This is a genomic window from Acinetobacter sp. NIPH 284 (assembly GCF_000369425.1).
Lineage (GTDB): Bacteria > Pseudomonadota > Gammaproteobacteria > Pseudomonadales > Moraxellaceae > Acinetobacter.
Genome location: NZ_KB850010.1, coordinates 422,735 through 449,111, shown reverse-complemented (window position 1 = coordinate 449,111; position 26,377 = coordinate 422,735). Strand labels below are relative to the sequence as shown.

The window sequence follows — 26,377 nt, the reverse complement described above, 5'->3', positions numbered from 1 at the left end:
AAAAGTCATGGCAATAAAATCTGATCGTTGGATTCGTGAAATGAGCGAAAAACACGGCATGATTGAACCTTATGCAGAGAATCAAGTCCGTTTCGATGAAAACGGAGAAAAATTGATTTCTTATGGGGTGTCTAGCTATGGCTATGACGTCCGTTGCGCACGTGAATTTAAAGTTTTTACCAATGTTCACTCTGCAATTGTTGATCCGAAAAATTTTGATGACAAAAGTTTTATCGATATCGAATCAGATGTTTGTATTATTCCACCGAACTCATTTGCTCTCGCACGTACGATTGAATATTTCCGTATTCCACGAAATGTCCTAACAGTATGTTTAGGTAAATCGACTTATGCTCGTTGCGGTATTATCGTGAATGTAACGCCACTAGAGCCTGAGTGGGAAGGTCACGTTACGCTTGAGTTTTCAAATACAACGAATCTCCCAGCACGTATTTATGCGGGTGAAGGCGTGGCACAAATGCTGTTTTTTGAAAGTGATGAGGTGTGTGAAACATCTTATAAAGACCGTGGTGGTAAATACCAAGGTCAAACAGGTGTAACTTTACCGAAAACATGATTTGTAAATTACATTTTGCAACAATCATAAAGTTTTTTGGTTGTTGCAATATAAACCTTATATTTAAAGAATAAAAATATAATATTCAGACATATATTTAAAAGAAATTATTTAAAAACAATAATTCATTCATCGGAAAATAGAACGTTTACCTAATATATTTTGCATTTGTGTAAATTATCGGCATAATGAGAGGTGAGATTGCATAGGCAGAATTTGCCTGTATTTGAGTGATGCTAGGAAGCACGTCTTTGACTCTAAAATTGAGGGTAGATGAAAGAAATCACTCAAGAGGGACTTAAGAAAAATAACGCTGATGCGGAGCATCGTGTAACAGGAAGGTCAAGATGACTACATTTCATACGGTATCATTTCAGAAAACTGTTTTAGCGAGTTTGATTGGTTTGTGTTTAAGCCAGTCAGTTTTTGCACTTGAAAATCTTGAACCTTTAGACGATTCCGCACTTGCTGACACGACAGGTGAGGGTATTGCGATGTTACCTGAAAACTTTAGAATGGTTTTTCAAGGTGCAAATGATAATACGACACAACAACTGACCGATTATACCAATCGTGCAAAAGATACCGGGTATATACGTTACATTCCTGTTGGACCATTAACTCCTGAAGCAACAGCAGGTGGAGCGCAAAAAGCAGACATTTTCCTATATGGTTTAGCTGTTTCGCGTGCCGATTCCAATATTAATAATCGTTACAATAGTTCTAGTACAGGTCAAATAAAATCATGGGGAAGTGCAGATAACCCTTGGTTATTGAAAGTCCAATCTGCCACGATTCCTGATTTTGCGGGAGTAGATCGCTCGCTTTCTTATCTTAGTTATGAGGCCCCGACTTACGATATTGCTGGGTTTTCTGATGTAAATAAAGATGATTATCACTTAAAGCTTGGTTTATGGGCGGATATCTTTATGCGGAATCCGACCGTAGCTGCGCCAGATAATAATCCAGCGGGTTGGGGTGTTGGGCTATCTAATCGTTTGCGTTTACAGGCAATTTGGAATGATTTTAGTATCAATGGTAGCTCACTTAACCTGTTTCAAACTTTGGGCGGGGCGACCAATGCTGGAGGCTTAAGTACCTCTTATAATAATACATTGGGTTTGTCAGGAACCTTAAGATTTAATAGCGGCAATAGTGATTCATCAACATTAAGAGCGAATGTTACGGCGGATAGCTCTAGCCGAACCTACAATCCTACTACTGGTTGGAATGCGGCCACAACACCAACTGCGCCGAGTGGTGGGTGTGATAACAACTTTAGCTCGCTCGATTGTCAGTATCGCTTTAGAAACAGGACGGTCACCGACACTCAAACCAATGTGCGATGGTCTCTAGATCCTGCGCTTGCAGCGAAAGCCTTGCGCTTTAGTACCAGAGGGGTGACAGGGGAGAATGCAAGTACGCCTGCAATCGATGCTGCTGCTACGGCACCTACTTTTGATGCTACGGAAGGTTTGTTTTTCTATGGTGCTAATTTTAATTTGACGCTAGGTTCTCTTTATCAACCGCTCGTCATTGGCGTTGCTGATGATAATCGAAACCTGACTATGGAAATTACGCGTATACCTAATCAGGCTAATGTTTATCAAAAAATTTATACCGATTATGCTAACCCAACTTCGACTACTTACCTTGGTTCGACCTGTAATGTATACCAATGTGGCCGTACCGTGGATGGGGTGTTCAATCCTGCTACGCACAGTAGTATTAGTGTAGGGTCAACAATTTATGATAATACTGGAAGCAGAAGCCAGCTAAGTGCTTACCAGCAAGCAGATGCGATTGGTATTTCTTTTGGTGCCTTACCTGCAACTTATAATCAAAATGGTACATTTACTAAGTCATATAATGAAGTCCAGTACCAACAACGTGCGGTACAGACAGCCAGTTATGTAGTAACAGATCGCTATCGTTTGTATAGTTTGGGGGGTACACAAAATGATCCATATGGTCTTGGACGCCATGATGCTTCTGGTATCATAGGGGATGCTTCTAGTAACTATGATTTTCGTTGGTACAATATTGCAGCAGCACATAACTATTGGGGGTATGTGACAGGTTATGATGTCAATGGTAAGCCGATTTTTGGAGATACTGCGGGTCGAAACCTGATTGCGGGGACTTATACAGTAAATGGGGTAACCTTGCATGACACATGCACCACAGCTTATACGTGTTTGGGTGGGGTTGCTGTTTCAGGGGCGGGTGGATATAAGGATCAAAATGGCAATTGGGTCGGTGGTGTGCATAGCACGCTCACTCAAGAACGAACAAATGATTGGACGGCAGGTTGGCGTGATTCTGGGGCAATGAATTCTGCTTTGACGGCTTTAGGATTTATTGCTGGTATAGAAGACTGTTGGACGGGACAAAGTGGAACTGATTGTCAAGGTGATGGGGGGCCTACAGAAGGGGTGCGGGGGTTAAGTCGTATAACTGATGGTTATTATAATATGTCACCAACCACGGCAGCGAATGCCAGTTGGACCAATACAAGCCGTACAGCGGGATGGTTTAATGCCAGTAATGACCGAACTGCAACAAGCGTCTATAACAGTATGGGAACGCTAAAAGCAGATTTCGTCCCAACACAGACCACAGCAGTCAATCCATCTCCACTCAATAATTTAGGTTCTGCTGTCATAGATGGTTTATTGATCCAGCATATGAAATTGACCACTAAAGGGTTATAAGGAGCAAATCATGAAAAAAACAATGCTATTTGCTTCGCTTTTGGTTTTGCTATTTCAAACAACTCACGCAGAGCTTAAACCTCTTGAAAATAAAGAGTTGCAAGCTGTGGAGGCACAAAGTGCGGCAACCATTAATTGGTCATTGAGTTTAAACCAAACCAGTCCTGGTGTTTTTGCGAATGCGACAGGACAATACTGTAATGGAACAGACGTAAAGTTTTGTCGTCTTGCAATGTCGTTTAACAATCGCACCACTTCAGATGGCAAAAAACAATGGTTGGTTCTAAAAGGTATTCAAGGCACCATAGGTTTGAATAATGTCGATATTGATGGTGTTGATTTGCTGTACAGCTCAGATAGCAATATGACGGCTGTTCCAGACCAAATTAAGGCTGCATTACAATTGAGTATTAAGGAGACTTCTCCGATTCTTATCCGTAATTTTGGATTTAATGCCATGTCAATTGAAACGGATACAGTGGCAAATGAAAGTTCAGGAAATATTCCAGGTTATTTGGCAATGGGTGCAGGTGGTAGTGGAGTTTCGGCTTATGCCAATGGTGTGTATACCGATACAACCAATCAATTTGACCAAGGTCGTGAAACGGGTTTCACAGGGATGATGATGAATGGCAATTTGGCGTTACAAGGCACATTAAAGGTGTTTAGTTGTGATGCCTCAATGAAACGTTGCTAATTCATTTTTTCATGGAGGAAAGTATGTCGTCAGATAACAAAAAAAATGGACACCGCCCGATGATGCGTATGACTGTGCTGGCAATGAGTTTATGTGCGGTGCACAGTTCGGTTTATGCCATGCAGGCCATGAATGAGCAGGAATTACGTGCAACCAATGCTCAAGATGGAATTATGCTAGACACTTCGTATGACAGTATTAATATCGACCGCCTCTATTGGGAAGATAAAGTCGGTATGGTGAATGGTAGTGATACTGCATTACGTGCTTATGCGGATGGTGTCTCTATTACAGGTAATAATCTAGGCACAACCTACAAAGTAAATGCAGGATCGGATGCTGCTACAGGTAAAGCGGGCGTAGACCTTAGTATTGTGTCACGTTATGGTACCATTAGTGCAAAAGAATTTAAAATTTGTGATGGTGCAGGGAATAACTGTGGTGATAGTCCAGGTGGTTTAACAGTCCAGTCTCATGAAAATGCCACCTTGCATTTTATTACCAAAGATGGTTTGTTCAGCCCGACAAGCCTGTCAAGTGCTGAAATTTCATTGAAACGGGTTAATATTTTTTTAAGCCAGATGGAAGATAGTAATCTACCGCTGAGCACTAAAATTAACCAGCTTATTTTAAAGGACTTCAACTTTAATTTTAAAGGTGAGGGCTATATGTATGTTGATGCTGCCAAAGGGTTAATATTAGAAACGGGTGCCAACGGCTATGTCGATTTAAATCGGGTTTGTATTCTTGATGCGACTGCCTGTGCGGCTTCTGGTTTGGTACTGGATTCTTCCAACTCGAAACCAGGTCTAAATATTGATTTTGTAATTAAAAAAGATACAGGCAATACGTATGATGCAACAACAGGAACAAAGGGGCTGATACGAGTCGGTGCGTCTGGACATCTAAAAAATGCCAGCTTAACTTTTCGTGGAACCGATGGTCGAAGTGGTTCAGGTAACGCTATTTTAGGCAAGGCATTTGCTGCGGGAAATACCACGGCTACAGCCGATACAGGTTCTGCCAATATCATGGGAAGTACAGGCCTGGCAATGCGGATGAAAGCCGATTTTACCAATACAGGTGCGAATCCAACCACACTGGAGCTTGCACATGGTGGCAGCAATGCCTATGGTCTGCAATTTAGCAACTTATCACCACTTATCACCACTTATAACGGTAGTGGTCAGGAAAATACTGGGGCGGGGCATTTCGATTCTGGAAATGTCTATGTCAACCTTGCCAATACCAAACGAATGGCATTACCTCAAAATGCCGTATTAAACGCTGCTCGATTTTTAACCACTAAACTCACAGAGCCAGATGATTACCAACTGTTAGTGAGTAAGGCTGCGACTGACACCACCACGCCAAACCCAAATGCGGTGATTGTGGCAGTACGTGATGCAGAGTTTCAGGCGATTTCCCGTAAAACCAGTTTTATTGCCAGTTCAGATTTGGCCCAACCCAATAATGCTGGAGGGACCTGGGGGGTAGGCTTGCCCATTTATGGGCTGGATGCGAATCTTGCGATTTACGGAACCAAGTTTACAGGTACGCCTTATGGTGGAACAGCAGTGACTAATGCGCAACGTTTGGGTTTTGGTTTTGGTTTGTCCACCAAAGGGATTAACTACGATTATAGCCTAAGCGCGGCAGCGAATGCAGCTTTGGGTAATGATGGTAGCAAAACTACTTCGATTCTATTGATTGATGGTAAAAAGTATCATAAAGACACCAGAGTGGCCTATGTAAGTGGTGCTGAAACGGACTATAACCCAATTAACTATTATGTGGGTTTGCGTAATATCGACATGCTGATGTCTGGTTATGGCAGTATTGGTCTGGAAAATGGTCAACTCAATTTGTACATTCCTGAATTTATGCTTGCTGCCTCTGGACAGTTGGCGGTGGGCTACTTGCCTGGTTCGCAATATAAAACTGCTAACAAGGGATATGCGCCAGTCAATGGTTTAATAAGTAAAGCAGACGTTTTGTTTGGGCTGCGCTTGCGTATGGCGGGTAGTGTTGATATGACGATGGTACCTGGAGGGAATACGGCAGCAACCAATTTTATTAGTTTTGATGGAAATCTGAATCTGACCAGTGGTGCAATACAAATTGTAGAACCCATCGATGATTCAATTGTTGGGCTTGATAATATTACGGGTAAGCTAGGTTTTAGTAATCAAATTAAAATCAATAATGGAAATATTGATTTTAATACAGCATTGACAATTAATCCAAATAAACAAGCTGCAGATGTGTTCCGTATTAAAGATTTGAATTTTTATCCCACAGGTGGTAGTGCGCAACGTTTAGGTGAAATTGCATTGACTGGTGGAATGCTGAACAGTAAGTTTAATATTACACCACATTAAGTTGGCATAGGAGAGAAGAGATGAAAGGATTGAGTTATTTGGCTCTGATTGTGCTAGCGACAATGGGCGGACATGCTTTTGCGATGCAAGAAGAAGGGTTAATCCCATTAACGGATACCGAATTGTCTGCTGAAACAGGGCAAGCACTATTTAATATGTCTTATATTGCGCCAAGTGCTTCGGGTAATCCACAAAATGATATTGGTTTTTATAAAGTAAGCATGGAAGCTCAATTGGATTTAAATGCCAATATTCGCAAATTTCAATTGGGTTGTGGTGGTTTTAAGGGTGTAGGATGTGATATTGATATTGATAATGTCAGTTTCACAGGTATTGTCCCAACGCGTGAAAAGGCCGGTGGTACAGATGCGGGACCAGTTTCCGATTTTACTTTAATTAATCCTTTTTATGATATTGCTATTAAAAATCCAACCAATATGGCAACACGTGAAGTAGTCGGTTTTCGTATTGGAGCAGACTCAGTGTGGGGCATGTTGTCATTAGGTGATCCAGGTTCAGATCCAGACTCAGTTTCAAGCCATACGGGTATTAATTCTATTACGGGGCATCTGCCGACTTATATTGATAATGGTAACATTCCTGTAAAATTGTGTATTTTGGGCGCAAATGCAACCAATACTGCGTGTACTGCAGGAAATGGGATCGATTTGGGCAACGCGACAATTAAACGAAATACTCCGAACCAAGGGGATAACTTTTTTGATTTGACACTTAACCGTGCAAGCCGTGCTTATTTGGAAGGAATTCGAGTTCGAACACAGTTGCTTGGTTTCAATGTAGATTTGACTTCAAACCTTGATCAAAGCCTTAAATTTATTCATAATATTACTGCTGGCTCTGATCCGAATAATAACGGTAAATATGATCCAGGTGAAAGTGTTAAAAACTTTGGTATTTCATTTCAAGGTCAAGATGTAAGATGGAATACGAATGGACAATGGTTGAATGCACAAAAGGGCTGGTGGATGGAATTGCCTGAAGGTAAAATCGGCGATTTTACTACTCGTACAGTCTATGCTGGATTGGATGCACTTACAGGTTTGACATTGAGTGACTTGAACCAAAACCAATATCCTGTAGATAACTGTTTTGGTAATTTAACATTCTGTTAGATTCTATTTCTGATCTTTTTCAAAGCAGCTACACGTGAGCTGCTTTTTTCGTTTAATTTAATATGATCAGCTACCGTTAAAAGATCAATTGTATATAGAATATCATGCTGAATTATTAAAGCCTTTTATCTTTTTAGGGTTGTTATCGATTTCAACTATGCTAGACTACAGATCATATTTTAAACATTTGTCTACGGATTAGGGCAATGGGAAAAAACAAAAAATTAGGATGTTTATCGCTGTTGTTGTTCACTCCTATGGCGATGGCAATGCAACCCCTTGACGATCAAAGTCTTTCTGCTATGACAGGTCAAGACGGTCTGACCGTAAGTGTAAATATTTCTAAGATTGACTTTAAACAAGCTGCAATTATAGATACTGATGGCTTTACCAATAGTTCTGCAACTTTACCCGGAAAAGCTGCTTTGGTGATGGCTACTAGTCCAGGTGGGCCTGCTAATATTGGTGTTGATTTTGTGCAAACATTTAATGCAAATGGTTCCATTCAAAATAGTTCGTCTGAATTATTTAAAGCCGTCATAGACTCTGATGCAGGCACAGGCACAAATGGTGCATTTGCCAATATTGCCTTAAGTTTAGGTGGTAATGTGAATGGAATTCGAATCCGCCCATTTTCAGTTTATTTAGCACCTGATGTTACTGGCGTTATTTCATCTTTGAGTGGGTCTGCTTATACGCGCGGGTCTATTTTTAGTACAGGTACTACACTTAAATCTGCGAATATTAAAGAGTTACTACGTGTGAGTAATAATATTGATATTCTATTTAATGCCAATAAACCAAAAATGAATATACAGCTTGGTAGTGTTCCACAAGGTAAAATGGTGATGTTCAGTGGAGCAATTGACTCCATTTGTGGTTCAGGAAATGGTTGTAATATGATGTTGGTTTCGGATTATCTAACATCTGGAGACGTTTCAACTAGCCCTGTTGGGGTGGGGTTTGACTTTCAATTTACTGGACATAATGGTTCACCGTTCAGTTTAGATGGGTTCTATGCAGGGGTGGAAGGGAAATCTAGTCTTGATAATGGTGGTTTTGTTTTTGGTAATGCTGGTGAGAGTAGTAAGTTTGACTTAAAGCTGAATAATGTCAGTTTAGGAAATACAGGAAGTTCTGCAATAGAAACGTTTAATAGTTTACCAAATGCCTCGATTGGTAATATTGGTGCAATCGGTGCTTCAGTGACCAATTTAAAAGTCAAAGTTAGTGGTATGTAATTTCATTATTTTTCGGTTTTCCAAAGCGGCTTCGGTCGCTTTTTTTTATGGCTGAAAAATGCTATATGCTATTTCATGGTACGGATTCACAGGAAATGAACATGTCACTTGCAAAAAAATATGACTTGATCAGTGAGCAAGAATATTTAAATGGCGAATTGTTATCTGAAATTCGCCATGAATATATTGATGGTGAAGTCTATGCGATGATAGGAGCACATAAATATCACAACCTAATTACAGGTGAAATCTTTCGGATATTTGCGAATCATTTACTGGGAAAACCATGTCAATCCTATGCATCAGACATGAAAGTTAAAATTGATCAGAAATACTTTTATCCAGATGTAATGGTGGATTGTAGTCAGGTCGATGCAGACTACTATATTGAACAACCCAGTATTATTGCAGAAGTGTTGTCTAAATCGACCCGACAACATGACAAAACCGTTAAGCGCTTGGCGTATTTTCAAATTCCTACCTTAAAAGAATACGTATTAATTGAACAGGGTTTTGTTGAAATTGAATTATGGTCACGAGATCAGAATCAACAATGGCAGCAATGGAGTTATTATTTAGGTGATGATATTACCTTTCATTCGATTGGTTTGACTGTTTCAGTTGAAGATATTTACCGTCAGGTTAAAAATGAAGATATGCTAGAATGGTGGGAAAAGAATGCCCAGCAGTAACTTGATCTGCATAATTAGCGAGTTAAATTTTTTAAAATTTCATCTAGTTGTTTCTCTTTCTTTACTTTTGTCCAAAGCTCTTGAGCTTCAGGATAGGCTTTGGTCATCATACCTAACCATTGCTTATAACGTCCGATCATTCCAATTTCAGTTTTGTACTGACCACTTAAAAAACGTTGCTGGAGTTGCACTAACTCTGACCAAGAAAGGATAGCTTGATCACTATTCTCTCGAATACATAAGGTTAAATCTGGTGTTGTAACCGCACCACGTCCAATCATAATATCTTTGCAATCTGATTGCGCTATACAAGCTTTGGCATCTGTATTATTCCAGATTTCACCGTTAGCAATGACATTGATTTTTAGTGCCTCAGTAATTGGCTGAATTTTTTCCCAGTAAGCGGGTGGGGTATAGCCATCTGCTTTGGTACGCGCATGTACGGTAAGCCAATTTGCACCAGCATCTTCTATCGCATGTGCATTATCTAAAGTGTGGTTTTCATCTAGATAGCCCAGACGCATTTTAGCCGAAACGGGTATATGTGCAGGTACAGCGTCACGAACAGCTTTGACCAGTTGATGTACGGTTTCAGGTTCATCCAATAGAACAGAACCACCACGATGACGGTTGACGGTTTTGGCAGGGCAGCCAAAATTGAGATCAATTGCAGGTGCGCCGAGTTCCACAACTTTCGCGGCATTGGCGGCCAACATCTCTGGATTATTCCCAAGAAACTGTACATGCACAGGTGTGCCTGCTGCGGTTTTACCTGAGTTTTTGAGTTCGGGACAAAAACTATAATAAATATGATCTGGAAGAATACTATCGGTAATACGAATAAACTCGGTTACGCACCAATCAAAACTGCCAACATGAGTGAGCACATCACGCATGATCGGATCAGTTAGACCTTCCATTGGAGCGAGCACAAGTTTCACGATTATTATTACCTAATTAAAACAATACAGCGTTATACGCATTTTCAGATAGGCTGTCTAGTTTATTCTGAAGCTAGAAATCAACGTCCCAAAATCATTTCTAAAACAAACTTACTACCGATAAAACCAATTGCAAGTAAGATAAAACCTGTAATGGTAAAGCGAATCGCTTTACGTCCGCGCCAGCCAAATTTGTAATGCCCAATCAAAAGCGCGCCATATAAAAACCATGAAATAATACTAAAAGCGGTTTTATGAGCAAGATGCTGAGCAAAGAAATTATCAATTGTAAAAAAGCCAAAGAGAAGTGCAGCAGTAAGTAAGCCAAAACCTGTGATAATTAAATCAAAGAGTACCGATTCCATCACTTGGAATGGTGGAAGTAAGTTAACCCAAATTCGTCTTTTTTGTTTCTTCTTAAGTTCTCTATCTTGAAACCAAAGCAATACGGAATGAATAGTTGCCATTAGTAAAACAGCATAAGCTGACAAAGAGAGGATGATATGAAGATCTAAACCTAAGCTATGTTGTTCAATGACTTGGTTTGGTTGACTAAAAGCATATCCTAAAATTAAACCAATTACGGCAACAGGAGTGCCGATTAAATTTAATGGCAAGATTGGTCGAATGAAACTTAAAATTAAACTGAGTGCTAACATCAGCCCCGAAGTAAATGACATTAGGTTAAATACATCATAATTCACGCCAATTGGTGTCATCATGTCTTGATAGAGCACCGTACTATGCAGTAGTAGCCCTAGACCAATCATAATCGAATAACACCAAAGATTTGGAGTACGTTTTGACATCAAACGTATAAACAAATACCAAAAAGAACTGGTATAGGCTACAAGTGCCAAAATTGTGTAAACCAAGGGGAGACTGATCATGTCAAACCTTTTTCAGGGGGTTGAATAATATTCACTATATAAGATGTAAATTCGCTTCGAACTACAGTATCCTATAGCATCTTACGCATAAATTTTCTATTTTAAGAAAGATTTTTTTGCAACTAGCCATTTTAAGCGGATTTCGCAATGTTTGATACCTTAACAGAACGACTCACACAGAGTTTAAGAAATGTTACTGGCTCAGGGCAGCTGACCGAAGACAATATTAAAGATACCTTACGTGAAGTACGTATGGCACTTCTTGAAGCCGATGTGGCATTACCTGTAACTCGTGAATTCATCGCGAAGGTTAAGGAAGAAGCTCTCGGTCAAGAAGTCATGACTCAGCTTTCTCCAGGTCAGGCATTTGTAAAAATTGTCTATGATGAACTCACCAAAATGATGGGTGAGGCAAATGAGACTCTAGATTTAAGTGCAAAGCCACCTGTCGTGGTTTTACTTGCAGGTTTGCAAGGTGCGGGTAAAACAACAACTGCCGCAAAATTAGCGCGTTTTCTGAAAGAGCGCCAAAAGAAAAAAGTAATGACTGTTTCTGCTGACGTCTATCGTCCAGCCGCAATCAAGCAGTTAGAAACCGTATCCAGTGAAGTTGGTGTTGGTTTTATTCCATCACAAGCGTCAGAAAAACCAATTGATATTGTCAATCGTGCGATTGAGCAAGCAAAAATTCAATTTGCTGACGTTTTGATTGTCGATACGGCAGGTCGTCTACATGTCGATGAAGACATGATGGATGAGATTAAAGAATTACACGCTGCAGTTAAGCCAACAGAGACTCTGTTTGTTGTCGATGCGATGACAGGTCAGGATGCTGCTAATACAGCAAAAGCATTTAACGATGCTTTGGCTTTGACTGGTGTTATTCTCACTAAAACTGATGGTGATGCACGTGGTGGTGCTGCGCTTTCTGTTCGTGCGATTACAGGTAAACCGATCAAGTTCTTGGGTATCGGTGAAAAACTAGATGCACTTGAGCCATTCCATCCAGATCGTGTTGCACAACGTATCTTAGGTATGGGTGACGTACTTTCTTTAGTCGAAGAAGTTGAACGCAAAATCGACAAAGAAAAAGCCGAAAAAATGGCGAAGAAATTGCAGAAAGGCGGAACCTTCAACTTTGAAGATATGCTGATGCAATTTGAGCAAATGAGCAAGATGGGTGGTATGATGGGCTTCTTGGATAAGTTGCCTGGCATGAGTAACTCTGGTATTCAAGATGCGATTGCACAAGCAAATCCTGAAAAGCAAGTGAAAAAAATGGAAGCGATTATTCAATCGATGACCATTAAAGAGCGCCGTAACCCAGATTTGATGAATCCAAGCCGTAAAAAACGTATTGCTGCGGGTTGTGGTATGGACGTTGCTGAAGTGAATAAATTAATTAAGCAACAAGCTCAAATGGCGAAAATGATGAAGAAATTTGCGAATCCGTCAGGAATGAGCAAAATGTTGAAGTCATTAGGTAATATGCAAAAACAATTTGGTGGCGGTAACATGGGACCTTTATTTGGTAATAATGAACCAAAAAAATAACCTAAAGCTCTCTAGAAAAGGCGCAAATTGCGCCTTTTTACTGAATGCCCAACTGATTGAAGCTGTTCATGCAGGGCATTTTCGCACTGAAGATGGATATACGATGTTTCCTCAGTTGTTCCAGATACTTCAAACATTGGTTAATGCTGACTTAAGTTGAACGTAATTTTTTAGTCCTTTAAGTAAGAGATCAGATTCAATCAAAGGTCGATGGTGTTGCAGAAATTTGGCAAATATCTCAGCATCTCCGCCTGTTAAAATCAGGTGTTTAGGTGACTGTTGCATAATTTGATCAATGGTACTAATTAGACCTAGCAAGATACCGTGATGCACAGCATCAACGGTGTTGTGTCCTGGTTTCAGATTATCGAATGCAGAATCAGGAATTTTAATACCTTTGGTATTTTGAATCAGTGAATCTCGTTGCAAATATAAATTTGGCAGAATATAACCGCCTAAATGTTGTAACCCTTCTACTAAATCAATGGTCAGCGCTGTACCACAGCCAATCACACAAAAGTTTTGATCAGGTTTTGAAATTGCTAAGACCTGTAACCAACGATCAATCCCGAGTTGACTTGGAACATCATAACCACAACGAAGTCCTGCATAATTAGCATGTACCTGAGCGAAGATAATTGGAATTTCCAAAATATCGAGGATCATTTGAATACGTTGATTATTTTCTGTATCTAAAACAGATGAAATTCCAACCTGACTTAAATTTTGATGTCTAAAATGTTGAATTAAACCTAAGAGTAAATCTGCAGGTGACTGTAAGTGTAATTCGGCAGCATGTTCAAGCACTTGATCATTTTCGGTAATCCAATACTTTAAACGGGTATTACCAATATCCAACCATAGACTTTTCATAAAATGATCATTCCTTAAATGGGTGCGAGGCGTAAACGGCCTTGATAGAAGGCTTGAACATGATCGGTTTTAATAAGTACAGCACCATCATTGGAGATGCCTTGAAAGCTTCCTTGAAGCTTACCTTGTGCATGTTCAAACTCAACTTGTTGATTCAGCCATATTGCATGATGGTTAAAGCGTTCAGCTAAATTATAACTGCCATGTTCAAACCATTGCGCTGCCTGCTGGATGGCGGTATACAGTTCGGCAATCAAGCTTAGACGCTCGATTTGATGCAAACCGAGCATGTGCAATGAGGTGATGGGCTGATCCGCATTTTCTACAGGGGGTGTGTTCAAGTTTATGCCTACGCCAACAATCGCTTGATGAGGGGAGAGTGGTTCAACCAGAATACCTCCCCATTTTCCTTGAGGACTATATAAATCATTTGGCCATTTAATTTGTAAACTTAGACCTTGTAAGCTTGGCATTTGTAGGATATTTAAAGCAACTTCCAGTGCAAGACGACCATCTAAAGCTGTTTTGGTTTGAATCAGTGTGCTTAAATAAATGTTCCCTTCAGGAGAGACCCATTGTCGCTGGTGCTGACCACGGCCCTGAGTCTGCTGTGCGCTGCATACCAATCCTGTGCTAATGCCTTTTTGTGCAATTTCACGCATATCATCATTTGTCGATGTTGTCGTCGTTTTGAGCAAGACGATTTCAGGAAATTGATTTTTTGCATTAAGTAATTGCTGAAGCTGGCGAGTTGCTAAATCTTCCATTGTTTTATAAGTAGAGTGGTCATGTGTTTATGGAGTTAATCATATATTTGCTGATTGGCGCAATTGCTGGATTTACTGCAGGTTTGTTTGGTGTTGGCGGTGGATTAATTATTGTACCAATTTTATATATTGTCTTTACTCAAATGCATTATGACCCGAATGTGATCATGCATATAGCTGTGGGGACATCTCTAGCTACAATTATTGTAACATCAATTAGTTCTGTGACTGCTCACCATAAAAAAGGTGCTGTCTTGTGGAATGTATTTCGTAATTTAGCACCAGGTTTGGTTTTGGGGTCTTTCTTCGGTGCAGGTGTGGCGGATTTACTCTCTGGGCAGCATTTACAGTTAATTATTGGTGTATTTGCAGTGTGGATGTCTTACAAAATGTTTAGCGGAGCGCATGTTGTTATTGATCCAAATCGCCACTTACCATCTGCACCATTACAGTTTATTGCTGGTGGTGGAATTGGAGTGGCATCTGCGATATTTGGGATTGGTGGTGGTAGCCTAACGGTACCTTATTTGAACCGTCATGGTGTGGTGATGCAAAAGGCGGTGGCAACTTCAGCGGCGTGTGGATTGCCGATTGCGATTGCTGGTGCAATCGGATTTATGTGGTTTGGTGCAAAAGAGCAAATTAATGTGCCAAATACGATTGGTTATGTTCATATTAATGCTTTTCTTGGTATTAGCGCAATGAGCTTTATTACAGCTAAACTGGGAGCAAAAGTAGCACATCGCTTATCATCTGCGATGTTAAAAAAATCTTTTGCAGGCTTATTAGTTGTTGTTGGCTGCTACTTTATTTATAAAGGTTTAATTTAAGTTATCAGCCCATAATGTACTTCAATATTTGCGATCAGCGTCTCTACCAATAGCAAAACATCATCCTGTTGCCGTGCATCGATGAAAAACAGAGGATAATTAACGCCTTGTGTTGCAAGCCAATCTCGGTACATCGAAAGCGTTCTTTCTGGTTTTTGATCAATATGAGTAATCGCAATCACAATATTATTGCCAAATGGTTTGAACGCTTCTACATACTGAGCTAGATCGAGTAGTGGATTTTCTGTGGCGTGGTCAATCATGACAATAGTACCAATTGCACCTTTGCAAATTACAGCCCAAATAAACTCAAAACGTTCTTGTCCAGGCGTCCCGTATAACCCGACTTTGACGCCATCATCTAAAGTAATCTCACCATAATCGATACCGACAGTGGTGAGCATTTTTTCATGCGATTCAAGATCAGTATTTAAAGCCTCGGTGCTGAGTACATCAATTTCCGAGAGGGCCTTTATCGCACTGGATTTACCTGACCCCATAGTTCCACCAAAGACAATTTTATATTGTTGTATAATCATAGAGTTATCCTAGGTTAGAAGCCTAAACGGTTACGTAATCGACCAAACAATTTTTTCATAAAATTTTGTTCAGTCATATTTTGATTATTTTGCGGATGATAGTTGGCTTGATGATCTTTGATAATTTTGCCGTAATTTGCACCTAAACTTGCTGCAACAAATTGTTTGACACGCTGTTCAGGTAATTTTAATTGGCTGGCTACAACTGAAATTTCAGCCCCTTTAGCAAAACAAGCAGCCATACGTAAAATATCTTGGCGCTCAATTTTATTTATTGGTTGTGGCCAAATCTCTAAATAGAAACTTGATGCAGAGGGGGGGCAAAGTTCATTAAAATCTTTTGATGCCCAAAGTAAATTCCATAACCATTGTTTTAAATCTTGTTGTGGAGTCTCTGTGATCCAAAGTTGGTCATTTTGTGTGGCGTAGGTGTAATTTAAGCTTGGATCTGTATGTAATGTTTGTAGCATCGGATTTTGCCAAACCCATTCGTTACGAGGGTCTGCAATTGCAATTAAACCATTGTGATCAAACAACTGAATTTTGCCATTTTTAGGATTGAGGATTTGTTGTAGAACTTCCCCGATTTGTTTCCGATGAATTGTAGTATTCGTTGCTTGAGGTGGGGATACTTTCTCTATCGCAGCATTTTTAGCTAAGCGCTCATTTAGCCATTGATGTAGTGAGTGAAGATGATTCAATGGTAGATATAGAATGTCATCTTCGATTGAACTATTTTTATCAGCATTATTGGCAATTTGTAGAACATTAATATGGTTATTTTGGATTAAGCTTTTGATATTCGGTGAATCAAAAAAGATATGATTGATCATCAAAATATCGAGATGTGGTTCAGCAATATTGCTCCAATTGACTTGGATATGACTAGGAATAGCAGTTTGTACATGTTCTTTTAATTCATTCAATGTTCTGAGACTGAGCCCAAAAATTGCGATATTAACAGCTTGATGAAGACTCATAATGCTACTCATAATTGCTGAGCAATTCAGTAAAATTAATAAAAACGTGCTTATGTTTGTGGAATATATTGTTTTATGTGATTAATATCAATAAATTTTTGGTAAATAAATTAATTTTCAGATATTCGGTTAGCGCAATTTCGTAAGCTTAACTCATTGATCTTAAACATAAGGAATTTAAATTTTTAACCAAATATTTCCTTAAAATATTGTTTTTATCTTTCAATTGACTTAAAAAGCAATAAAATTGTTAGACAATGATATAGAATTTATGCCGTGAGATCAGTTAAAACAAAAAAGCGCAAATAGCATTGGAATATGCGTATAACAACGATAGCGAGGGGATCATGAATCTCGAAGAGGCTGATAGTCTTTCTGAACAGATTGCAAAATACATTAGTGAACAAATTATTAGCGGCGAGCTGGTTGAAGGCGAACGTATTCAGGAGCTGCGCATTGCGAAAGAATTAGATGTGAGTCGAGGTTCTGTTCGTGAGGCTTTGCTACTACTAGAACGTACTTATTTAATTGAAATTTTCCCAAGACGTGGTGCAATTGTTTCTGAAATGTCAGCTCAACAAGTTAAAGCTTTGTTTGATACCAGTGTGATGGTACTTGGGCATATTGTGCAACGAATTAGTGAGACTTGGAGAGTTAACGAGACTGAACAGCTACAGACCTTATTAGATCAACTGGTTGAATTTGTACGTGCTGGGGACATTGAAAAATTCTACGATTCGATTTTTAAATATTTAGCAGATCAGCATGATATGGTGGCCAATCCCTATTTAATGCAATTTTATAAAGAACTGTTGCCTTCGTTACGTCGTAGCTACTTTTTAACCTTAAATACTTCACGTCGTGAATTACAGGAATCTTTTACCCTGTTTAAGTTAGTGATTGATGCTATTTTGATCCGAAAATCACAACAAGCCGCTTTATTTATGGAAGATTTTTGTCGACACTTACGTAACCTTGTGTTGGAATCTCTGACACGTATGAAACAGATTGAATTGGCTTGGGCTAGACGCTCACGCCGCTAGTTAGGGCAGTATGCGTTTAAGCAGTTTAAAACTTTCAGGCTTTAAATCTTTTGCCGATAGTACTACATTACATTTCAAAGCAAACCGTACTGCGGTGGTTGGACCGAACGGTTGCGGTAAATCAAATGTCATCGATGCTATTCGTTGGGTGATGGGTGAATCCAATGCACGTCAGTTGCGCGGCGGTAGTATGCAGGATGTCATTTTTACTGGGACAGCCAAACGTAAACCTGTCGGGGTTGCCAGTGTCGAACTTCGTTTTGATAATACTTATGGCAAATTAGGCGGTGCTTATAATGCTTATAGCGAGCTTGCCGTCCGTCGCCAAGTCACACGTGAAGGTAAGTCTGAATATTTCTTAAATGGCACGCGTTGTCGTCGTCGTGATATCACCGATATTTTCTTGGGGACAGGCCTAGGGCCACGTTCTTATGCGGTGATCGAACAGGGCATGATTAACCGTTTGGTCGATGCCAAGCCTGAAGAAATGCGAGTGTTTATTGAAGAAGCTGCTGGCGTATCTCGCTATCAAGCACGTCGTCGTGAGACTTTGCAGCATTTAGAACATACTGAGCAAAACTTAGCGCGTTTAGAAGATATAGCGGCTGAATTAAAATCCCAACTTAGAAGTTTAAAGCGCCAGTCTGAAGCCGCAATTCAATATAAGACCTTAGAAGGGCAGATTCGAACTTTAAAAATTGAAATCCTTTCGTTCCAAGCCAATCAGAGTCAGAAATTACAGCAAGAATATACTGTTGAAATGACGGCACTGGGCGAAAACTTTAAACTGGTTCGTTCTGAATCTCAAACCATTGAACATGATCTTGAAGCCACCAGTGCTTTATTCCAGCGTTTAATTCAGCAGTCTTCGCCTCTGCAGCATGAATGGCAACAGGCTGAGAAAAAGCTGTCTGAATTAAAAATGACCTTGGAACAAAAACAGAGTTTATTCCAGCAAAACAGCAGTAGTTTGGTTCAACTTGAACAGCAAAAATTACAAACCAAAGAGCGTTTACAATTATCAGAGTTACAGGTCGAAACTTTAACAACTCAATTTGATGAGCAAAACGAAAGCTTACTTGCTTTAGAACAGCAGACACAAACGGCTGAGCAAAATTTTAGCGATGTTCAAGCACAACATAAGCAAGCACAACAGCAATTTGAACAACTGAAAATCCAAGTCGATCAGCAACAACAAAAAAAATTGCAGATGGCAGCGCAAATTGAGCAGTTGGGTAAGAATGTGCTACGGATTGAGCAGCAAAAGCAGACCTTGCAAACACAAACCACTCAGATTCGTGCTCAGGTTCAGGATGATGAACAGGCGCAGTTAGAACAATTGCAGCAGCAACTGCAACAGGAAATTATTACGTTAGAAACTGCGATTGAACAATTACAGCAGGATGTTCAGACTAAGCAAGATCAACAACAGTTAAGCAAGACTGATGTACAGAGTTTAAAAACAGAGATTCAGGTGTTATTGGCTGAACAAAAAAACCTGAATCAGCTTGTCGCAAAGCAAAGCCCGAAGCAGGATCAACATGCAGTTCGACTGATGCAAAGCCTACGTTTAAGTGCTCAAGCTAAAGCGCATGCAAGCATTATTGAGAAATTCTTGGCTAAGTGGCTGCAAGCGCAGTTGATTGGGAATGAGCAAGCCTTCCAAGAGGGTATCGCACGGCAGTTAAAATCATCACAACAGCAGCCTATTCAAATTGTAGAGCTGACTTGTTTAAGTGAGTGGATCGAGGCACCACAATCTTCTTTATGGACAAATGTCGCCGTTGCAGAAGATTTAGCCGCAGCATTGCGATACCAAGTGCATCTCCAGCAAGCACAATCTATTCTGACGCTTGATGGTTATCATGTCGGCTCAGACTGGGTGATTGCACTGCACTATGATGAAGACAGTCAAACTGCGCAGGGGATGCTCAGTCATCAGGTGCGTTTAGAGGAAATTCAACAGCAACTGGCACAGAAACAACCCCAGTTGCTTGATTTGGAAAACCAGTTTTTCCAACAACAGCAAAGCCTGCAACAGCAACAACAAATCTTGCAGCAACAGCAGCAAAGTGTGAAGCAAAAGCAAAAAGAACTGCAACAGCTGGATGTACAAATTGCCAAACTGCAAAGTACCGCACAGGCTTTTGTGCTGCAACAGCAGCAACTGGCAGAGCAACTGAAACAACTGGATGTGCAGCTTGAAGAAGATGCCATGCAGCGTGATGATCTGGAAATTGACTTACATGCATTGGCACTCAAACTCGAAGCAGTATTGCCAAATTATAAAACCTTGCAGTTTCAGGTGGAAAACTTGAATGAGCAGTTGGATGAGCAACAACAGCAGTTGACTCAACAACAACAGCAACGTGAAGCTTTACGCCGCCAGACCTCGCAAGCCAATCAGCAAATTGAATTGTTAGAGAAAGATATCTCGTTCCTGAAAACACAATACCGTCAAATCATCGAACAAATTGAGCAGGCGAAGAAGTTTGTTGATCCGATTCAGCTTGAGCTGCCGAACTTGGAGTCTGAATTTCACGAGCAATTCCAGCAAACAGAAAAGCTACAGAAAACATGGAATGAATGGCAGCTTGAACTAAATCAAGTACAAGAGAAACAGCAACAACTCACAGAACAACGTCATCAAGCTCAACAGAAAGACGAGCGGGTGCGTGAGCAGTTGGAACAAAAGCGTTTAGCATGGCAGGCAGCAAAATCAGATCGTGAACATTATCTGGAACAGCTGAAAGAATTAAATGCGGAAGCTTTATCTGATCTGTCAATAGAAATGAAAGATCATCAGCAAAAACTGGAAAAAGCGCAGCAGCAATTCGAGAAAATCGGTGCTGTGAATTTAGCGGCTTCAAAAGAATACGAAGAAGTTTCACAGCGTTTTGATGAGCTGAGTCATCAGATGCAGGATCTACAAAATACGGTTGATCAGCTTAAAGACGCGATGAAAAGTATTGATCAGGAAACGCGTAAGTTGTTTATGACCACTTTTGATCAGGTCAATCAAGAGTTACAACTGCTATTTCCAAAGGTATTTGGTGGTGGTGAAGCGACTTTAAGCCTTGAAGATGATTGGCAGTCGGGTGTGAAATTAATGGCACGTCCGCCAGGTAAACGTAACAGTTCTCTGGCATTATTGTCGGGTGGTGAAAAGACCTTAACTGCTCTGGCTTTAGTATTTGCGATCTTTAGGTTAAATCCAGCACCTTTTTGTGTATTAGATGAAGTTGATGCACCACTTGATGATGCCAACGTGCAGCGGTATTGTAATTTGGTAAAAGAGCTTTCTGAACAAGTGCAATTCATTTACATTACACATAACAAATTGGCGATGACAATGGCAACTGATTTACTGGGAGTGACCATGCCAGAGCCAGGCACATCAAAATTAGTGACTGTCGATTTAGAACAGGCAAAAGAATACGGGTTAGTTGCGGAGTCCTAATATGGAAATGAATACAATAATAGGCATTGTTATCGCCGTTGTGATTATGCTCGTTGGTTTGATCATGATTTTAAGAAAACCAAAACCAGTTGAGCCTTCATTAGAAGCAGATCTTCATGTTAACCCTGAAAGTCAGCAACCTGTGATTCCTCGTCATGTGCGAGATCAACTCCTACAAAGCAATGTCGCCGCTACAGTTGAACGCATTGAACCAAGTTTTAACACGGCACCGATTGAAGCAAAAGCGCCAGTTGAAACAACTGCTGCAAAAAATATTGTAAAAGCGAGTGAAACTGATGTTGTGATTGAACCTGAGCCAGTCGTTGAGTTCACTCCGAGTGCAAATAAACAAGAGACAATTCTTGAATCGCAGTCTCAAGACGAAGTTGAAGCGCTTTTAGCAACGCCAGAAAAAGCTGAGGATGAGAAAGCTGAAACAGAGCTTAGCTTAAACCCAAATATTGCAACTGTTGAAATTGAAGAATTTGATGGTGAAAGCAATATTTTGGATGTGCATCTGCATGAGCAGCAACGCTGTGATGATGAAAGTGCATTGGCGACTGCTGAACAGATCATTGCCCTTAATGTTTATCCAAACCCACGCCGTGCTTTGTCTGGTGATAAAGCTCTCAAAGTATTGTTGAAATACGGTCTGCGTTTTGGAGAGATGTCTTGCTTCCATCGTTATGAAAATACCGATGAGCCAAGCCCATTAATGTTCTCTGTATTACGTGTCACAGATAATGGACCTGCTGGTTTTGATTTGGAAACATTGTCTGCGGAACAGGTGCAGGGTCTGGCATTTTTCCTTGCATTGCCAAACAGCAAGGCGGTGACAGGTTATGACATGATGACCAGTATCGCAGGCTTAATTGCGCGTGAGATTGATGGTAAAGTTTACGATGAAAACAATCTTGAATTCACGCCGCAGTTGAAAGAACATTGGCGTCATCATGTGATTGATTATCGTCCAAATCAAGCAACCGTCTAATGAATCTTTTATAATAAATTTAGTAAAAATTATAGGGCGGTTTTTCCGCCCTTTTATATGGTGAAATTTAAATGGAACACAACTCAGTTATTGAGCAAATGCGTCAGTTAATTCAACTGATTGCAAAACATAATCATGCTTATTATGTGATGGATCAACCTTCCATTTCTGATAGTGAATATGACCATTTATTTCATCAACTGAAAGCCTTAGAACAACAATATCCAGAATGTATTCAGGCGGATACTCCGACCAATAAAGTCGGTGGTCAAGCGTTGTCAAAATTTGAAAGTGTGACTCATGCAGTGCCGATGCTGTCTTTAGGTAATGTGTTTAATCAGGAAGACCTGTTTGCTTTTGCTCGTCGTATTGATGAGCGTTTACCTAATCAAAAAGTCCAGTATGACGTTGAACTTAAACTCGATGGCTTAGCGATTTCACTGTGGTATGAAAATGGTGTATTGGTTCGTGGGGTCACTCGTGGTGATGGCGAGACAGGTGAAGACATTACCCAAAATGTCAAAACTATTCGTAACCTGCCCAAAGTATTATCCAGTCAGCATCAAGCGATTCCAGAGTTTCTTGAGGTGCGTGGTGAAGTGCTGATGCCAAAGCAAGGCTTTGAAAAACTCAATGCCGATCAAGAAGCGAAAGGCGAGAAGACTTTTGCGAATCCACGGAATGCCGCAGCAGGAAGTCTAAGGCAGCTTGATCCAAATATCGCAGCCTCACGTCCATTGGCGTTCTATGCTTATGGGATTGCGCAGTGTGTCCCAAATCATGGTTTGGCTACGATGCATGATAGCCTGCATTGGCTGACCAAATTTGGTTTTGAAATTGCTGAACGTCAATTCTTGTGTGCTTCGATTGAAGAAGTTCAACAGCGTTATGAACAAATCCAACAAGAGCGCCCAGATCTTAAAGTCGAAATTGATGGTATGGTGATTAAGGTGGACAGCCTTAAACAACAACAACAACTCGGCTTCCTAAGTCGTGAACCTCGTTGGGCAACAGCTTATAAATTCCCAGCACAGGCTGCGCTCACTAAAGTCGAAAATATTGACTGGCAAGTGGGACGTACTGGAACACTTACCCCAGTTGCGCGTTTAGCCCCTGTATTTGTGGGAGGCGTTACCGTATCCAATGTGACTTTACACAATATTGGTGAAATCCATCGTTTAGATGTACGTGTAGGCGATACTGTCAGCGTCTATCGTACTGGCGATGTGATTCCAAAAGTTGAAAAAGTTTGGGCTGAGTTTCGACCTGCCGATGCAGAGATGGTTCATCTTCCGACCAATTGTCCAGTCTGTGATTCACCTGTAGTGATGCCAGAAGGTGAGGCATTGGCACGTTGTTCAGGTGGCCTGTATTGTGCAGCACAACGGATTGAAGCCATTCGTCACTTTGTATCCCGTAAAGCGCTGGATATCGAGGGCTTGGGCGATCGTTGGGTAGAGTCGTTATTACATCTCGATTTACTCAAAGATGTCGCTGATATTTATCATTTGCATGAACATCGTGACACCTTATTGACCATCGAGAAAATGGGTGAAAAATCCGTTCAAAATCTGATTGATGCAATCGAAGCAAGTAAGAAAACTACCTTGGCACGTTTTATTTATGGCTTAGGTATTCGTGGTGTCGGTGAAACTACAGCACGCATGTTAGCCAATACTTTCCAAACTTTGGATGCTTTGAAAGTAGCCGATGTTGAAGCACTTAAGAAAACGCCAGATGTCGGTGATATTACAGCAGAGTGGATTGCGGACTTTTTCCAAGCACCACATAACATTGAAGTACTCGATCGTTTATTGGCAGCAGGTATTCATTGGGATGCACCGACTGCACCAACACGTCAACCATTGAATGGTGAGAGTTGGGTGGTGACAGGTACACTGGAAACCATGGGACGTGATGAGGCGACACAAAAGTTACAAGCTTTGGGTGCACGTGTCAGTGGCAGTGTTTCTAGTAAAACCAAATGTGTCGTTGCTGGTGAAAAAGCGGGAAGCAAGCTGGATAAAGCACAGAAACTGGACATTCGGGTGATGAATGAACAAGAATTTTTAGACTTTTTGGCGCAGTATGAAAATTAATTTCTTTCTTCTCGAGTTAATTTAAAGTTGATCCTTGAGAAGAAAAAAGGCGGCATGTTGATGCCGCCTTTTAGTGTGTTAAATATATTTTTTCACAATCCCATCATCAAGCAATTGCTGGAAATGTTCACAAACACTTTCACGAATATTGCGATATTGAATCCCTAAATCTTTCACACTACGTTGTGAATTAAAGTAGATAGGATAACCCATATTCAGTTTTACAAATTGACGGGAATGTCCAAATACTGGTGCGATCAAGGAAAAAGCTGCTTTAGGCACGGTAAAATGTGGGAAAGGGTATCTATAACCGAATTTTTGCGTTAAGGCTTTGCCCATGTCGAGCAGACTTAATGTGCCACCACACACGATATAGCGGCCTTTTGCTGCTGGATTGATTGCCGCAGCCACATGTGCATCGGCAACGTCACGAACATCAACAATGCCATTCCACATTGGCGGCACACCAAATAAGGTCGTACCATTCCCGAATTGTTGTAATACTTCGATACTGCCTGATTGACTAGCATCAGTGAGTGATGGCCCCATCACCAGTGCAGGGTTAATACAGACTAGACTCCAACGATTTTGTTGCTCGGCCATTTCCCAAGCTTTACGTTCAGCCGCGACTTTTGAATATGGATAGGGTTGGTGCGTTTCACTACTCGTATTGTTCCAGTGGCTTTCATCAAACTCATTATTCGCAGTATTTTGAATCTCAATCGCATCACCATAGGTTGATGCAATACTTGAAGTGAGAACCACACGTTTGACTGATTCTGTACGATTTACACTATCTAAGACATTTTCTGTGCCTTTCACTGCGGGTTCAATAATGTCTTTGACGGCATCTTTATAGTTAGTGACTACAAAAGGTGATGCAGTATGAATAACAACTTCACAACCTTGCATAGCTTCATCAAAGGAATTTGGTTCGAGTAAATCTGCTTGGTAAAACTGGATTTGTCCTGATGATTTATCTGCTAGATCATACAGGTGCTGAATTTTATTTTTCTTAGATGGATCTCGAACCGTGGCATGAACGCTATAACCCTGATTCAACAGGCGTTCGATAATCCAGCTCGCAATATAACCCGTTGCACCCGTGACCAGAATTGGCTTACTTTTATCCATTTTATTTCCGCATTGTGTTTTTGTGATTGATGTTATTTACCGAATTTTGTGTAAACAAACAACAGCCGAGCAGTCATTTTTTAATCTTTTTTGATCAAAATTGCAGTGGAATAAGAAGCATTGCGAATCGTTACAAAAAATCAAACAAATGATTTTCAATAAGATTATCTATTTTAAAAGGTTAAAATGATATGCAAATGCTTCTTTTATTTAGATAAATTAGGCGAATTAAAACTGTAAATGCGTATGTTTCTCATTTTAATTTTATAAAAATCATAAACTTACACAATTTAATTTTGCAAATATGATTTAAGTTCACCATAATATTATTATTCGATAGGAGTAAATATTATGCGTGGCAATCCAGAAGTCATCGACTATTTAAATATGCTCATTGGCGGTGAATTGGCTGCTCGTGATCAATATTTAATTCATTCAAGAATGTATGAAGATTGGGGCTTAAGTAAAATTTACGAGCGTATTGATCATGAAATGCAAGAAGAAGCTTCACATGCTGATGCAATCATTCGCCGTGTTTTATTTTTGGGTGCTCAACCGAATATGAATCGTGAAGACATCAATGTGGGTACAGATGTCGTAAGTTGTTTAAAAGCTGATTTAGCACTTGAATATCATGTGCGTGAAAAACTAGCGACAGGCATTAAGCTTTGTGAAGATAAAGGTGATTACATTAGTCGTGATATGTTGCGTCAGCAGCTTTCGGACACAGAAGAAGATCATACGTATTGGTTAGAAAAACAATTGCGTTTAATTGAATTAATTGGTTTGCAAAATTATATTCAATCGCAAATTTAAGATTTTCGAATAAATAAAAACTCAG

General features: G+C 40.2%; 21 protein-coding genes. 14 read left to right on the top strand and 7 right to left on the bottom strand.

Features of this window, described 5'->3' with window-relative positions; translation table 11 throughout:
- Window positions 1-7 precede the first annotated feature (7 nt).
- The 7 genes from dcd to F908_RS05215 all read left to right on the top strand — a co-directional run bounded on the left by dcd (window position 8) and on the right by F908_RS05215 (window position 9,435).
- Window positions 8-577 (top strand): dCTP deaminase, encoded by a 570-nt coding sequence (gene dcd, locus F908_RS05245; RefSeq protein WP_003653416.1) that lies wholly within the window; start codon window positions 8-10, stop codon window positions 575-577.
- Between the two features lie 347 nt (window positions 578-924).
- Complete coding sequence (locus F908_RS05240) at window positions 925-3,291, top strand: hypothetical protein (protein ID WP_005158548.1); 2,367 nt, start codon at window positions 925-927, stop codon at window positions 3,289-3,291.
- A gap of 10 nt (window positions 3,292-3,301) precedes the next feature.
- The gene (locus F908_RS05235; protein ID WP_005158547.1) at window positions 3,302-3,988 is read left to right on the top strand and encodes a hypothetical protein; all 687 of its coding nucleotides are present in this window, start codon (window positions 3,302-3,304) and stop codon (window positions 3,986-3,988) included.
- A 23-nt stretch (window positions 3,989-4,011) separates the two neighbouring features.
- On the top strand, window positions 4,012-6,369 hold the full coding sequence (locus F908_RS05230) for a DUF6160 family protein (RefSeq protein ID WP_005158546.1): 2,358 nt from the start codon (window positions 4,012-4,014) through the stop codon (window positions 6,367-6,369).
- Window positions 6,370-6,389: 20 nt separating this feature from the next.
- Entirely contained in the window at window positions 6,390-7,502 is a 1,113-nt protein-coding gene (locus tag F908_RS05225) for a hypothetical protein (RefSeq protein WP_005158545.1), read from the top strand.
- Window positions 7,503-7,708: 206 nt separating this feature from the next.
- Entirely contained in the window at window positions 7,709-8,743 is a 1,035-nt protein-coding gene (locus F908_RS05220; RefSeq protein ID WP_005158544.1) for a DUF6160 family protein, read from the top strand.
- Between the two features lie 101 nt (window positions 8,744-8,844).
- Window positions 8,845-9,435 carry a Uma2 family endonuclease gene (locus F908_RS05215; protein ID WP_005158541.1) on the top strand — a complete coding sequence of 197 codons (591 nt, stop codon included), beginning with the start codon at window positions 8,845-8,847 and terminating at the stop codon, window positions 9,433-9,435.
- Between the two features lie 14 nt (window positions 9,436-9,449).
- Here the strand turns inward: F908_RS05215 and F908_RS05210 are convergent, their stop codons facing one another.
- Complete coding sequence (locus F908_RS05210) at window positions 9,450-10,376, bottom strand: tRNA dihydrouridine synthase (protein WP_005158539.1); 927 nt, start codon at window positions 10,374-10,376, stop codon at window positions 9,450-9,452.
- An 80-nt stretch (window positions 10,377-10,456) separates the two neighbouring features.
- Window positions 10,457-11,266 carry a cytochrome C assembly family protein gene (locus F908_RS05205; protein ID WP_005158537.1) on the bottom strand — a complete coding sequence of 270 codons (810 nt, stop codon included), beginning with the start codon at window positions 11,264-11,266 and terminating at the stop codon, window positions 10,457-10,459.
- A 147-nt stretch (window positions 11,267-11,413) separates the two neighbouring features.
- On the opposite strand from F908_RS05205, the gene ffh reads away from it, so the two are divergent.
- Window positions 11,414-12,820, top strand: coding sequence for a signal recognition particle protein (gene ffh, locus F908_RS05200; RefSeq protein ID WP_005158535.1), 1,407 nt, complete (start codon window positions 11,414-11,416; stop codon window positions 12,818-12,820).
- Between the two features lie 129 nt (window positions 12,821-12,949).
- On the opposite strand, the gene F908_RS05195 is transcribed toward ffh, so the two are convergent.
- Together F908_RS05195 and F908_RS05190 are read right to left on the bottom strand one after the other, a co-directional pair.
- Complete coding sequence (locus tag F908_RS05195; protein ID WP_005158532.1) at window positions 12,950-13,693, bottom strand: pantothenate kinase; 744 nt, start codon at window positions 13,691-13,693, stop codon at window positions 12,950-12,952.
- Window positions 13,694-13,707: 14 nt separating this feature from the next.
- Complete coding sequence (locus F908_RS05190; protein WP_005158529.1) at window positions 13,708-14,460, bottom strand: biotin--[acetyl-CoA-carboxylase] ligase; 753 nt, start codon at window positions 14,458-14,460, stop codon at window positions 13,708-13,710.
- Window positions 14,461-14,489: 29 nt separating this feature from the next.
- On the opposite strand from F908_RS05190, the gene F908_RS05185 reads away from it, so the two are divergent.
- A complete protein-coding gene (locus F908_RS05185) occupies window positions 14,490-15,290 on the top strand; it encodes a sulfite exporter TauE/SafE family protein (protein ID WP_034602638.1) in 801 nt (266 codons plus the stop codon).
- On the opposite strand, the gene F908_RS05180 is transcribed toward F908_RS05185, so the two are convergent.
- Together F908_RS05180 and F908_RS05175 are read right to left on the bottom strand one after the other, a co-directional pair.
- Entirely contained in the window at window positions 15,287-15,829 is a 543-nt protein-coding gene (locus F908_RS05180; RefSeq protein ID WP_005158504.1) for a GTP-binding protein, read from the bottom strand. The genes F908_RS05185 and F908_RS05180 overlap by 4 nt on opposite strands.
- A gap of 14 nt (window positions 15,830-15,843) precedes the next feature.
- On the bottom strand, window positions 15,844-16,809 hold the full coding sequence (locus F908_RS05175; protein ID WP_005158501.1) for a hypothetical protein: 966 nt from the start codon (window positions 16,807-16,809) through the stop codon (window positions 15,844-15,846).
- 347 nt (window positions 16,810-17,156) lie between these two features.
- Between F908_RS05175 and F908_RS05170 the strand changes: the two genes are divergently transcribed.
- From F908_RS05170 to ligA, 4 genes are all read left to right on the top strand, one after another.
- A complete protein-coding gene (locus F908_RS05170; RefSeq protein WP_005158499.1) occupies window positions 17,157-17,852 on the top strand; it encodes a GntR family transcriptional regulator in 696 nt (231 codons plus the stop codon).
- Window positions 17,853-17,862: 10 nt separating this feature from the next.
- Window positions 17,863-21,312 carry a chromosome segregation protein SMC gene (smc, locus tag F908_RS05165; protein ID WP_005158496.1) on the top strand — a complete coding sequence of 1,150 codons (3,450 nt, stop codon included), beginning with the start codon at window positions 17,863-17,865 and terminating at the stop codon, window positions 21,310-21,312.
- 1 nt (window position 21,313) lies between these two features.
- Window positions 21,314-22,303 (top strand): cell division protein ZipA C-terminal FtsZ-binding domain-containing protein, encoded by a 990-nt coding sequence (locus F908_RS05160; protein WP_005158494.1) that lies wholly within the window; start codon window positions 21,314-21,316, stop codon window positions 22,301-22,303.
- A 71-nt stretch (window positions 22,304-22,374) separates the two neighbouring features.
- The gene (ligA, locus tag F908_RS05155) at window positions 22,375-24,402 is read left to right on the top strand and encodes an NAD-dependent DNA ligase LigA (RefSeq protein ID WP_005158491.1); all 2,028 of its coding nucleotides are present in this window, start codon (window positions 22,375-22,377) and stop codon (window positions 24,400-24,402) included.
- Window positions 24,403-24,480: 78 nt separating this feature from the next.
- On the opposite strand, the gene F908_RS05150 is transcribed toward ligA, so the two are convergent.
- Window positions 24,481-25,536 (bottom strand): SDR family oxidoreductase, encoded by a 1,056-nt coding sequence (locus F908_RS05150; protein WP_005158489.1) that lies wholly within the window; start codon window positions 25,534-25,536, stop codon window positions 24,481-24,483.
- A gap of 351 nt (window positions 25,537-25,887) precedes the next feature.
- On the opposite strand from F908_RS05150, the gene ftn reads away from it, so the two are divergent.
- The gene (gene ftn / locus F908_RS05145; RefSeq protein WP_005158484.1) at window positions 25,888-26,352 is read left to right on the top strand and encodes a heteropolymeric bacterioferritin subunit Ftn; all 465 of its coding nucleotides are present in this window, start codon (window positions 25,888-25,890) and stop codon (window positions 26,350-26,352) included.
- The last annotated feature ends 25 nt before the right edge of the window (window positions 26,353-26,377 follow it).

Bases quoted from the DNA above. Each gene is read 5' to 3' on its own strand.
- dcd (WP_003653416.1), top strand. From the start codon at position 8: ATGGCAATAAAATCTGATCGTTGGATTCGTGAAATGAGCGAAAAACAC.
- F908_RS05240 (WP_005158548.1), top strand. From the start codon at position 925: ATGACTACATTTCATACGGTATCATTTCAGAAAACTGTTTTAGCGAGT.
- F908_RS05235 (WP_005158547.1), top strand. From the start codon at position 3,302: ATGAAAAAAACAATGCTATTTGCTTCGCTTTTGGTTTTGCTATTTCAA.
- F908_RS05230 (WP_005158546.1), top strand. From the start codon at position 4,012: ATGTCGTCAGATAACAAAAAAAATGGACACCGCCCGATGATGCGTATG.
- F908_RS05225 (WP_005158545.1), top strand. From the start codon at position 6,390: ATGAAAGGATTGAGTTATTTGGCTCTGATTGTGCTAGCGACAATGGGC.
- F908_RS05220 (WP_005158544.1), top strand. From the start codon at position 7,709: ATGGGAAAAAACAAAAAATTAGGATGTTTATCGCTGTTGTTGTTCACT.
- F908_RS05215 (WP_005158541.1), top strand. From the start codon at position 8,845: ATGTCACTTGCAAAAAAATATGACTTGATCAGTGAGCAAGAATATTTA.
- F908_RS05205 (WP_005158537.1), bottom strand. From the start codon at position 11,266: ATGATCAGTCTCCCCTTGGTTTACACAATTTTGGCACTTGTAGCCTAT.
- ffh (WP_005158535.1), top strand. From the start codon at position 11,414: ATGTTTGATACCTTAACAGAACGACTCACACAGAGTTTAAGAAATGTT.
- F908_RS05195 (WP_005158532.1), bottom strand. From the start codon at position 13,693: ATGAAAAGTCTATGGTTGGATATTGGTAATACCCGTTTAAAGTATTGG.
- F908_RS05190 (WP_005158529.1), bottom strand. From the start codon at position 14,460: ATGGAAGATTTAGCAACTCGCCAGCTTCAGCAATTACTTAATGCAAAA.
- F908_RS05185 (WP_034602638.1), top strand. From the start codon at position 14,490: ATGGAGTTAATCATATATTTGCTGATTGGCGCAATTGCTGGATTTACT.
- F908_RS05180 (WP_005158504.1), bottom strand. From the start codon at position 15,829: ATGATTATACAACAATATAAAATTGTCTTTGGTGGAACTATGGGGTCA.
- F908_RS05175 (WP_005158501.1), bottom strand. From the start codon at position 16,809: ATGAGTCTTCATCAAGCTGTTAATATCGCAATTTTTGGGCTCAGTCTC.
- F908_RS05170 (WP_005158499.1), top strand. From the start codon at position 17,157: ATGAATCTCGAAGAGGCTGATAGTCTTTCTGAACAGATTGCAAAATAC.
- smc (WP_005158496.1), top strand. From the start codon at position 17,863: ATGCGTTTAAGCAGTTTAAAACTTTCAGGCTTTAAATCTTTTGCCGAT.
- F908_RS05160 (WP_005158494.1), top strand. From the start codon at position 21,314: ATGGAAATGAATACAATAATAGGCATTGTTATCGCCGTTGTGATTATG.
- ligA (WP_005158491.1), top strand. From the start codon at position 22,375: ATGGAACACAACTCAGTTATTGAGCAAATGCGTCAGTTAATTCAACTG.
- F908_RS05150 (WP_005158489.1), bottom strand. From the start codon at position 25,536: ATGGATAAAAGTAAGCCAATTCTGGTCACGGGTGCAACGGGTTATATT.
- ftn (WP_005158484.1), top strand. From the start codon at position 25,888: ATGCGTGGCAATCCAGAAGTCATCGACTATTTAAATATGCTCATTGGC.